The following is an 11,710-nucleotide window of genomic DNA, read 5'->3' as shown; positions in this document are numbered from 1 at the left end:
GAAGAACAGCTGTCTGAAGCCGGCTTCGTGGATGCAAGCTTTGACAGCGATGCACAGCCTGAGGTGTTTGATGTAGAACCGGATGAATTCGGCTTTGAAGATGATTTCAGAGAGTAGTATAGAAAGGGGAAGGACTCTTGAATAATAACGTAAACAATGATTATGAATTAAATAATTTCGAGTCAATACAGATCAACCTGGCTTCTCCGGACAAAATTCTGGAATGGTCCTACGGTGAAGTAACCAAGCCGGAAACCATCAACTACAGAACTCTGAAACCGGAAAGAGATGGTCTGTACTGCGAAAAGATTTTTGGACCGACCAAGGACTGGGAATGCCACTGCGGTAAATATAAGAGAATCCGCTATAAGGGGATTGTCTGCGACCGCTGCGGCGTAGAAGTAACCAAGGCCAAGGTAAGAAGAGAAAGAATGGGCCACATCCAGCTGGCAGCTCCAGTTTCTCATATCTGGTACTTTAAAGGCATCCCTTCCAGAATGGGCCTGTGCCTGGATGTAACACCGAGAAACCTGGAAAAGGTGCTGTATTTTGCTGCGTATATTGTAACGGACCCTGGTGACACGGATCTGGGTTACAAGCAGATTCTGACGGAAGTGGAATACCGCCAGTACAAGGAAGCATACGGCAGCCGCTTCAAGGCTGGTATGGGTGCAGAAACCGTAAAGGAACTGCTGGCTCAGATTGACCTGGAAGAACTGTCCAATGACCTGAGAGAAAAGCTGAAAGATGCAACCGGCCAGAAGAAGGTAAGAATTGTAAGAAGACTGGAAGTTATCGAAGCACTGAGAATGTCCGGCAACCGTCCGGAATGGATGGTAATGGACGTGATTCCGGTTATTCCGCCAGACTTAAGACCTATGGTACAGCTGGACGGCGGCCGTTTCGCCACCTCCGACCTGAATGACTTATACAGAAGAGTAATCAACAGAAACAACAGACTGAACCGTCTGCTGGAACTGGGTGCTCCTGATATTATCGTAAGAAACGAAAAGAGAATGCTGCAGGAAGCAGTAGACTCCCTGATTGATAACGGCCGGCGCGGCAGAGCCGTAACCGGTCCTGGTTCCAGACCTCTGAAGTCCCTGTCTGATATGCTGAAGGGCAAACAGGGCCGTTTCAGACAGAACCTGCTGGGGAAACGTGTTGACTACTCTGGCCGTTCCGTAATCGTAGTAGGTCCCGAACTGAAAATTTACCAGTGCGGTCTGCCCAAAGAAATGGCGATCGAACTGTTCAAACCCTTCGTAATGAAGAAACTGGTGGAAGATGGCTTGGCACACAACATCAAATCCGCTAAGAGAATGGTAGAAAGACTGCAGACAGAAGTATGGGATATTCTGGAAGAAGTCATCAGAGAACATCCCGTTATGCTGAACCGTGCGCCGACACTGCACAGACTGGGTATCCAGGCATTCGAACCTGTACTGGTTGAAGGCCGTGCCATCAAGCTGCATCCTCTGGTATGTACAGCCTTCAACGCCGACTTCGACGGTGACCAGATGGCGGTTCACGTACCTCTGAGCGTAGAAGCACAGGCAGAATGCAGATTCCTGCTGCTGTCTCCCAACAACCTGCTGAAACCTTCCGACGGTGCGCCCGTAACAGTACCCTCTCAGGATATGATTCTGGGTATGTACTACCTGACACTGGAAAGAGAAGACCTGAACCAGAAATACGAAGCAGATGTTCTGGATGCAGAAGGCAATGTGATCAGAAAAGCCGGCGATATCATCATCAAAGCATTCAAAGATGAAAAAGAAGCAATGCTGGCTTATGACAACCATGAAGTTTATCTGCAGGAAGTAATCAAGGTAAGAAGAACTCTGGAATTTGACGGCGTGATGGAAACAAAGATGGTTCAGACAACTGTTGGCCGCATCATCTTCAATGAAGCGATCCCTCAGAACCTGGGCTATGTTGACAGAACAAACGAAGATACAAAATTTGATTACGAAATCGGCTTCCTGGTTGACAAGAAGGCGATCGGTAAGATCATCAACAAATGCATCAACCGTTGCGGCGCAACAGAAACAGCGGCTGTTCTGGATAAGATCAAATCTCTGGGCTACAAATTCTCCACAAGAGCTGCCATGACAGTATCCGTATCCGATATGGAAATCCCTAAGGAAAAAGCGGAATATCTGGCAGAAGCAGAAGAAAAAGTAGACATGATCACAAGAAAATTCAGACGTGGTCTGATGACAGACGAAGAACGTCACCAGAAGGTTATCGAAGCATGGAACATCGCCGATGATAAGATCACAGCAGCTCTGCTGGCTGGTCTGGGTAAATATAACAACATCTATATGATGGCAAACTCCGGTGCCCGTGGTTCCAACAGACAGATCAAACAGCTGGCTGGTATGCGTGGTCTGATGGCATCCCCTAACGGCGGTATCATCGAACTGCCCATCAAAGCGAACTTCCGTGAAGGTCTGTCCGTACTGGAATACTTCATTTCCGCCCACGGTGCTCGTAAAGGTCTGACCGATACAGCACTGAAGACAGCCGACTCCGGTTACCTGACACGTCGTCTGGTAGACGTATCCCAGGATATCATCGTAAGAGAATGGGATTGCTGCGATGGCAGAAATATCGAAACACCTTGCATGGAAATCGCTGCATTCATGGATGGCAACGAAGTGATCGAAGGCCTGCAGGATCGTATCCGCGGCAGATGGTCTGCTTACGACATCATCCACCCCGAAACAGGCGAGATCATCGTTCCTGCTGACACAATGATCACAGTAGATCAGGCAGAAGCAGTAGAAAAAGCAGGCGTGAAGAAAGTATGGATCAGAACTGTACTGACATGCCGCAGCGAAGTTGGTATCTGTGCAAAATGTTACGGTGCAAACATGGCATCCGGCAGATATGTACGTATCGGTGAATCTGTAGGTATCATCGCAGCGCAGTCCATCGGTGAACCCGGTACACAGCTGACAATGCGTACATTCCACACAGGCGGTATCGCTGGTAACGATATCACACAGGGTCTTCCTCGTGTCGAAGAACTGTTTGAAGCAAGAAAACCCAAGGGTCTGGCGATCATCGCTGAATTTGGCGGCCGCGTGACTCTGAATGATACAAAGAAAAAACGTGAAGTGATCATTACAAACCCTGAAACAGGCGAAACAAAGGATTATCTGATCCCTTACGGCTCCAGAATCAAGGTTTATGATGGCGACGTGATCGAAGCCGGTGACGAAATCACAGAAGGTAGCGTGAACCCTCACGATATCCTGAAGATCAAAGGCCTGAGAGGCGTTCAGGACTACATGATCCAGGAAGTACAGAGAGTTTACCGCCTGCAGGGTGTAGAAATCAGTGACAAACATATCGAAGTTATCGTTCGTCAGATGCTGAAACGCGTGAAGATCGAAGAAAACGGCGATACAGATTTCCTGCCCGGCTCTTTGGTTGACTGGCTGACATTCGAAAATACAAATGCTGCTCTGGAAGCAGAAGGCAAAGAACCTGCGAAGGGCACAAGAGTTCTGCTGGGTATCACAAAAGCATCCCTGGCAACAGACTCCTTCCTGTCCGCAGCTTCCTTCCAGGAAACAACTCGTGTCCTGACAGAAGCAGCGATCAAAGGCAAAATCGATCCACTGATTGGCCTGAAAGAAAACGTTATCATCGGTAAGCTGATCCCTGCCGGTACAGGTATGACCAGATACAGAAATATCGAAATCATCCCCGAAGGCCAGGAAGAAGCAGCAGAAGCCCCTGTGGAAGAAACTGTATATATTGATGAAGACGAATTAATCTAATAAGATGATTTGTAGAAGCGTGTCATTCTGACACGCTTCTATTTATTAGTAGAGAAAGAATTCTTGAAAATAGAATTTATTGGTAAAAAGGGTGATTTCTTTCGTTTCGGGACTTGTGTTTTTCATGGAAAGACAAAGGAAAAAAGTTATGAAAAAAGCTGTAAAATCAAAGAAAAGTCCTTGACTTTTAGAATTGCCGATGATAAAATTTCCTAGTGTCCGGCTTCAGGGTCTTTTCTAAGCGAGTCCATGAGGCGGGAACAGGATAAGAATTATTGCAAATTGCAGATGTATTATTTTTATAAGGAGGTGCAGTTAATGCCTACATTTAACCAGTTAGTAAGAAAAGGCAGAAAGACTGTTGAGAAAAAATCTACAGCACCCGCTCTGCAGAAAGGTCTGAACTCCCTGCAGAAAAAAGCTACAGACGTATCCTCTCCTCAGAAAAGAGGCGTTTGTACAGCGGTAAAAACTTCCACACCTAAGAAGCCTAACTCTGCTCTGAGAAAAATCGCCAGAGTTCGTCTGTCCAACGGTATCGAAGTTACAGCTTATATCCCCGGTGAAGGCCACAACCTGCAGGAACACTCTGTTGTTCTGATCAGAGGCGGTAGAGTAAAAGACCTTCCTGGTGTACGTTACCACATCGTAAGAGGTACTCTGGATACAGCTGGCGTTGCAAACAGAATGCAGGCTCGTTCCAAATACGGCGCAAAACGCCCCAAAGCTTCCAAGAAGTAATTCTTAGAAACAGGAACAATTTTTTTAAAAAGACAAATCTAATTAGTAGAAATGCCTTATACAGATCAATACAATCTGCGATTGCTTAGACGAGATATACGTTGGCGGAGATAAGGCATGAAAACACGGACATTAAGGGCCGTGAAGTACCGAGAATAGTTATTTATTCAATTAGGAGGGAAGAATCGTGCCTAGAAAAGGACATGTAGCAAAAAGAGAGGTCTTGGCCGATCCCATTTACAACAGCAAGCTGGTGACAAAACTGATCAACAGCATCATGCTGGACGGTAAAAAGGGTGTAGCGGAAAAGATCGTTTACGGTGCATTTGAAAAAGTAGCAGAAAAAACAGGTAAAGACGCGCTGGAAGCTTTCGAAGAAGCTCTGGGTAATGTAATGCCTGTACTGGAAGTTAAAGCTCGCCGTGTAGGTGGCGCAACTTACCAGGTACCCATGGAAATCAGACCCGAAAGAAGACAGACACTGGGCCTGAGATGGATCACACTGTATTCCAGAAAACGTGGCGAAAAAACAATGGTAGATCGTCTGGCAGGCGAAATCCTGGACGCTCTGAACAACGCCGGCGGCGCTGGCAAGAGAAAAGACGAAATGCACAAAATGGCAGAAGCAAACAAAGCTTTCTCCCACTTCAAATGGTAAGAAATATCTAACAAACGAATGGAAACCAGGCAATATGGAAAGGCTGTTTAGTAGTCTTTCCATAAACCTGATTATGACTACAAAAAGGAGGATTCCACAGTGGCAAACAGAGAATACCCTCTGGAAAGAACCAGAAACATTGGTATCATGGCGCACATCGATGCTGGTAAGACAACTCTGACAGAACGTATTCTGTTCTACACAGGCCGTAACTACAAAATCGGCGATACTCACGAAGGTACAGCAACAATGGACTGGATGGAGCAGGAACAGGAAAGAGGTATCACAATCACATCCGCTGCGACAACATGTCATTGGTTAGACAACAGAATCAACATCATCGATACACCTGGCCACGTTGACTTCACAGTTGAAGTAGAACGTTCCCTGCGTGTACTGGACGGCGCTGTTTGCGTACTGGACGCAAAGGGCGGTGTTGAACCTCAGACAGAAACAGTTTGGAGACAGGCTGATAACTACAACGTACCCCGTATGATCTTCGTTAACAAAATGGACATCATGGGTGCTGACTTCTTCGGTTCTATGAAATCTATCGTAGACAGACTGGGCTGCCATCCCGTAGCAGTTACTCTGCCTATCGGTGCTGAAAGCGATTTCAAAGGCATCATCGACCTGATGAAGATGAAAGCTTACTTCTATGAAAACGCAACAGGTACAGAAGTAGACGAAGAAGAAATCCCCGCAGAATACGTAGACCAGGCTGAAGAATACAGAGCAATCATGGTTGAAACAATCTGCGAAACAGACGAAGAACTGATGGAAAAATTCTTCGCTGAAGAAGAAATCACAGAAGCAGAACTGAAAACAGCTCTGCGTAAGGCATGTATCGCTTGCGAACTGATGCCCGTAATGTGTGGTTCCGCTTACAGAAACAAAGGCGTTCAGAAACTGCTGGACGGCGTTGTTGAATATATGCCCGCACCTACAGATATCCCCGCGATCAAAGGTGTTGACCCTGCGACAGGCGAAGAAACAGAAAGACATGCTTCCGACGAAGAACCTTTCTCCGCTCTGGTATTCAAAGTAATGAATGACCCCTTCGTAGGTAAACTGGCATTCTTCCGTGTGTACTCCGGTACACTGGACTCCGGCACATACGTTTACAACTCCACAAAGGGTGGCAAAAAAGAACGTGTTGGCCGTATCCTGCAGATGCATGCGAACCACAGAGAAGAAATCGACAAGGTTTACTCCGGTGACATCGCTGCTGCAGTAGGTTTCAAGATCTCTACAACAGGTGACACAATCTGTAACGAAGATCACGAAGTTATCCTGGAATCCATGGTATTCCCCGAACCCGTAATCTCCGTAGCGATCGAACCTAAGACAAAAGCTGGTCGTGACAAAATGGGTATCGCTCTGGCAAAACTGGCAGAAGAAGATCCCACTTTCAAAACATACACAGATCAGGAAACAGGTGACACAATCATCTCCGGTATGGGTGAACTGCATCTGGAAATCATCGTTGACCGTCTGCTGAGAGAATTCAAAGTAGAAGCTAACGTTGGTGCTCCTCAGGTAGCTTACAAAGAAACATTCCGTAAGGAAGTTGACGTTGAAGGTAAATTCGTACGTCAGTCCGGTGGTCGTGGTCAGTATGGTCACTGTAAAGTACGTTTCTATCCCATCCCTACAGATGCGGATCACAACTACGAATTCGTAAATGCGACAGTTGGTGGTTCTATTCCTAAAGAATATATCCCCGCTATCGATAAAGGTATCCAGCAGGCAATGCAGAGCGGTATCCTGGGCGGCTATCCCGTACTGGGCGTTAAGGCTGAAGTTTACGATGGTTCCTACCATGACGTTGACTCCTCCGAATCCGCTTACCAGATCGCTGGTTCCATGGCTTTCAAAGAAGCTATGAGAAAAGGTGACGCAGTACTGCTTGAACCCATCATGAAAGTAACAGTAACAGTACCCGAAGATTACATGGGCGACGTTATCGGTGACATCAACTCCAGACGTGGCCGTATCGAAGGTATGGAAGCTAGAAGCAACGCACAGGTAATTCACTCCTTCGTTCCTCTGGCAGAAATGTTCGGTTACTCCACAGACCTGCGTTCCAAAACACAGGGCCGTGGTAACTACGTAATGGAAGTTGACCACTACGAACCCTGCCCTAAATCCGTTCAGGAAAAAGTACTGGAAGGTAGAAAATAATTCTACCTTTCGGTTTACGATAACGGAAGGAAAATACCAAAAATACTGTGTTTAAACGTTTTTTGGTATTGCAAAAAGACGAGAAGTCTAATATAATTAGAGTTGATGGGTGCACTATGTTTAAAAGGTGTATCAAAACTCACAAATTAAGATTCCACAATTTAACAAGGAGGATATTTTAAAATGGCAAAGGCAAAATTTGAAAGAACCAAACCTCATATGAATATCGGTACTATCGGTCACGTTGACCATGGTAAAACAACTCTGACAGCAGCGATCACAAAGACACTGCATGAAAGATACCAGATCGGTGAAGCTGTAGCTTTCGAAAACATCGACAAAGCTCCCGAAGAAAGAGAACGTGGTATCACAATCTCCACAGCTCACGTTGAATATGAAACACCCAACAGACACTACGCTCACGTTGACTGCCCTGGCCACGCTGACTATGTTAAAAACATGATCACAGGTGCTGCTCAGATGGACGGTGCTATCCTGGTAGTAGCTGCAACAGACGGCCCTATGGCTCAGACAAGAGAACACATCCTGCTGTCCAAACAGGTAGGCGTTCCTTACATCGTAGTATTCATGAACAAATGTGACATGGTAGACGACGAAGAACTGCTGGATCTGGTTGAAATGGAAATCAGAGAACTGCTGAACGAATATGAATTCCCCGGCGATGATCTGCCCATCATCAGAGGTTCCGCTTTCCAGGCTCTGCAGGATCCTTCTGGCGCATGGGGCGACAAGATTCTGGAACTGTTCGAAGAAATCGAAAACTACATTCCTACACCCGAACGTGCAACAGACAAACCTTTCCTGATGCCCGTCGAAGACGTATTCTCCATCACAGGCCGTGGTACAGTAGCTACAGGTAGAGTAGAATCCGGCGTAGTTAAAGTACAGGACGAAGTTGAAATCGTTGGTCTGACAGATGAAATCAGAAAAGTAGTTGTAACAGGCGTAGAAATGTTCCGTAAACTGCTGGATCAGGCTGAAGCTGGTGACAACATCGGTGTTCTGCTGAGAGGCGTTCAGAGAAACGAAATCGAAAGAGGTCAGATCCTGGCTAAACCCGGTTCCATCACACCTCATACAAAATTCACAGCTCAGGTTTACGTTCTGTCCAAAGAAGAAGGCGGCCGTCATACACCTTTCTTCAACAACTACAGACCTCAGTTCTACTTCAGAACAACAGACGTAACAGGCGTTATCAACCTGCCCGAAGGTACAGAAATGTGCATGCCTGGCGACAACGTTGAAATGACAATCGAACTGATCACACCCGTAGCTATGAACCAGGGTCTGAGATTTGCTATCCGTGAAGGTGGTAGAACAGTAGGCGCTGGCTCCGTAGTAGCTATTATCGAATAATTTTTGATAGCCTAATATGTGACTCATCAAAGGGAATTCCGAAAGGAATTCCCTTTTCTTTTGGTCAGAGGTTAGTTACAACTAACAAATAAAATATATGGGGAAATTTATAGAAAAGAGATAGGAAAATCGGAAGAAACAAGGATTTTCTCTGTATAATATGACGGTATATTGTCTGACAAGAAAGAGGTGTGAAAAATAGTTCCTATGCGAAATATATTGACAGAGAAAAGACAATAGTGTAAAGTAAAGACAGACAAAAAAGCGGAGAAACACACACGAAAAGCGGGTTGTGTGCTTTTTTTACGAGGAGCGATTTACATACGAAATGAGGGTCGATCCTGCAGAAAAAAGGACAGGGGGCGGATCGTGTGAAAAATTTCCCGAAGGAGTAGCGAACCGGAGGGGATTTTTGTGACTGTTTTTTTGTAGGTTTTTTTCCATTCGCCGACAGTGGAAAATATGTCGGTATTACCAACAAACGCAGCCGTTTTTTATGTAATATTTATCGACAAAGATGTTGACAAATTTTAAACAAAAATGGTATATTCATTGTGGAGGCATTATGGCTTCTTATTGACATGCGCGAGTGAGAAAATGAGAAGCTGATAAACTGCGTCCATACGGCAGCGTCGTAAGGAAGTAGGTTGTTTTTTAATGAAACACCCCGATGTGGCCTCATCGCGGATGTTTCGAAATTTTTAAAAAATAGGAGGAATATTAGAATGGATTTCAAATTAACAAAAACTCAGATGCTTCAGCAAGAGTTGTTCAGAAAATTTGCTGAAACAGAAATTAAACCAATCGCTAAAGACATGGACGAAGCAGAAGAATACAGCGCAGAACTGCTTCAGAAACTGCAGAAAATCGGTGCTTTTGGTATTCCTTACAGCAGAGAATACGGCGGCCAGGGTGCAGACGTTCTGACATACACACTGTGCATGGAAGAAATGTCCAAAGTAGATGCTTCCACAGGTATCACACTGTCCGTACACACATCTCTTTGCTGCCCTTGCATCAATGAGTTCGGTACAGAAGAACAGAAACAGAAATGGCTGAGACCCCTGGTTGATGGTTCCAAAATCGGCTGCTTCGGTCTGACAGAACCCGGCGCTGGTACAGACGCTGCTGGTGTTAAAACAGAAGCTGCTAAATCCGAAGATGGTACATACTATGTACTGAATGGTACAAAGATCTTCACAACAAACTCTGGCTTCGCTGATACATTCATCGTATTCGCTCTGACAGACAAATCCAAAGGTCCCAAAGGTATGTCCGCATTCATCGTTGACAGAAACTCCGAAGGTCTGTCCGTTGGTGAAAACATCGAACGTATGGGTATCAGAGCTGCTTCCAACTGTGAAGTAATCTATGACAACGTTAAAGTTCCCGCTGAAAACCTGCTGGGCAAAGAAGGCCAGGGCTACAAAATCGCTATGACAGCACTGGGTGGCGGTCGTATCGGTATCGGTGCTCAGTCCGTAGGTATCGCTCAGGGCGCTATCAACGAAACACTGAAATATGTTAAAGAAAGAAAACAGGGCGGCAAACCCATCGGCAAATACCAGAACACACAGTTCAAACTGGCTGAAATGCAGACAAAAACAGACGCTGCTAGACTGATGGTATGGAGAGCTGCTGTAGAAAAAGACAACCACGGCAACTACGCTCCTCTGGCTGCAATGTGCAAAATGTTCGGTTCTGAAGTAGCTAACGAAGTTACAAGAATGGCTGTACAGCTGTTTGGTGGTTACGGTTACTGCCGTGAATACCCCGTAGAAAGAGCTATGCGTGACGCTAAGATCACAGAAATCTACGAAGGTACAAACGAAGCTATGAGAATGATCATCTCCGGCTCTATGAAAGTTTGATCTTAAAGAGTAAGACTTGATTGACTGAAAGCTTAGAATAAAAATTTGGAAGGAGAACAACAATAATGAAAATCGTTGTATGTATTAAACAGGTACCCGATACAGTAGAAGTTAAAATCGATCCTAAGACAGGCACACTGATCCGTGACGGTGTTCCCTCTATCATCAACCACGATGACAAAACAGGTATCGAAGCAGCTCTGCAGCTGAAAGAACAGTTGGGCGGCACAGTAACAGTAGTTTCCATGGGCCCCCCTCAGGCAGACGTTGCACTGAGAGAAGCTCTGGCTATGGGTTGTGACGAAGCAGTTCTGGTTTCCGGTAGAGAATTCGGTGGTTCCGATACATATGCTACATCCGGTATCCTGGCAGCAGCTCTGAAAAACGTTGGCTATGACATGATCATCACAGGTCGTCAGGCTATCGACGGTGACACAGCTCAGGTTGGTCCCCAGATCGCTGAAAAACTGCACCTGCCTCAGGTTTCTTATGTAGAAGAAGTAATCGAAGCAGCTGAAGATCACGTAGTTGTTAAGAGACAGTACGAAGATGGTTACCACATCATCAAAATCAAAACACCTTGCCTGCTGATAGCAATCGCTGAACTGGCTACACCCAGATACATGTCCGTAAGAGGTATCGTTGAAGCTTACGAAAAAGAAATCAAAATCCTGGGCTTCGAAGATCTGAAAGATGATCTGGAACTGGATATGATCGGTCTGAAGGGTTCCCCTACAAACGTATATCAGTCCTTCACTAAAGAAGTTAAAGGCGCTGGTACAATTCTGGAAGGTCTGTCTGCAGACGAAGCTGTTAAAGCTATCATGGACAAACTGGAAGCTAAATTCATCATCTAATCTGATTAGACGAAGAATCGTATACTAAATTTAGAAATATAAGGAGGAAACCCTACAATGAGTAAAGGTATTTTCGTAGTAATGGAACAGAGATACGGCAAGGTTCAGAACGTAGGTCTGGAACTTGTTGGTGAAGCTACAAGACTGAAAGAAGATCTGAAAGATGACGTAGTAGCAGTGCTGCTGGGTCACAATATCGAAGGCGAAGTTGCAAAAATCTTCCACTAT

7 protein-coding genes are annotated in these 11,710 nt (G+C 45.5%); all 7 read left to right on the top strand.

From position 1 onward, the window contains the following. Positions 1–137: 137 nt before the first annotated feature. The 7 genes from rpoC to IJ369_RS06260 all read left to right on the top strand — a co-directional run bounded on the left by rpoC (position 138) and on the right by IJ369_RS06260 (position 11,482). The gene (rpoC, locus tag IJ369_RS06290; protein ID WP_290717315.1) at positions 138–3,794 is read left to right on the top strand and encodes a DNA-directed RNA polymerase subunit beta'; all 3,657 of its coding nucleotides are present in this window, start codon (positions 138–140) and stop codon (positions 3,792–3,794) included. Positions 3,795–4,112: 318 nt separating this feature from the next. Beyond that, positions 4,113–4,535, top strand: coding sequence for a 30S ribosomal protein S12 (rpsL, locus tag IJ369_RS06285; protein ID WP_290717313.1), 423 nt, complete (start codon positions 4,113–4,115; stop codon positions 4,533–4,535). Between the two features lie 187 nt (positions 4,536–4,722). After that, positions 4,723–5,193, top strand: a complete 471-nt coding sequence (gene rpsG, locus IJ369_RS06280; RefSeq protein ID WP_290717311.1) for a 30S ribosomal protein S7 — start codon at positions 4,723–4,725, stop codon at positions 5,191–5,193. Positions 5,194–5,292: 99 nt separating this feature from the next. Then, a complete protein-coding gene (gene fusA, locus IJ369_RS06275) occupies positions 5,293–7,377 on the top strand; it encodes an elongation factor G (protein WP_290717309.1) in 2,085 nt (694 codons plus the stop codon). Positions 7,378–7,560: 183 nt separating this feature from the next. Beyond that, entirely contained in the window at positions 7,561–8,754 is a 1,194-nt protein-coding gene (gene tuf / locus IJ369_RS06270) for an elongation factor Tu (protein WP_290717307.1), read from the top strand. Between the two features lie 725 nt (positions 8,755–9,479). Then, positions 9,480–10,625: an acyl-CoA dehydrogenase family protein gene (locus tag IJ369_RS06265; RefSeq protein ID WP_290717305.1), complete on the top strand. Its 1,146-nt coding sequence runs from the start codon at positions 9,480–9,482 to the stop codon at positions 10,623–10,625. Positions 10,626–10,690: 65 nt separating this feature from the next. Beyond that, entirely contained in the window at positions 10,691–11,482 is a 792-nt protein-coding gene (locus tag IJ369_RS06260) for an electron transfer flavoprotein subunit beta/FixA family protein (RefSeq protein ID WP_290717303.1), read from the top strand. The last annotated feature ends 228 nt before the right edge of the window (positions 11,483–11,710 follow it).

Source organism: Anaerotignum sp., assembly GCF_017483025.1.
Taxonomy (GTDB): domain Bacteria; phylum Bacillota; class Clostridia; order Lachnospirales; family Anaerotignaceae; genus Anaerotignum_A.
This window is presented reverse-complemented; position numbering and strand designations above follow the sequence as displayed.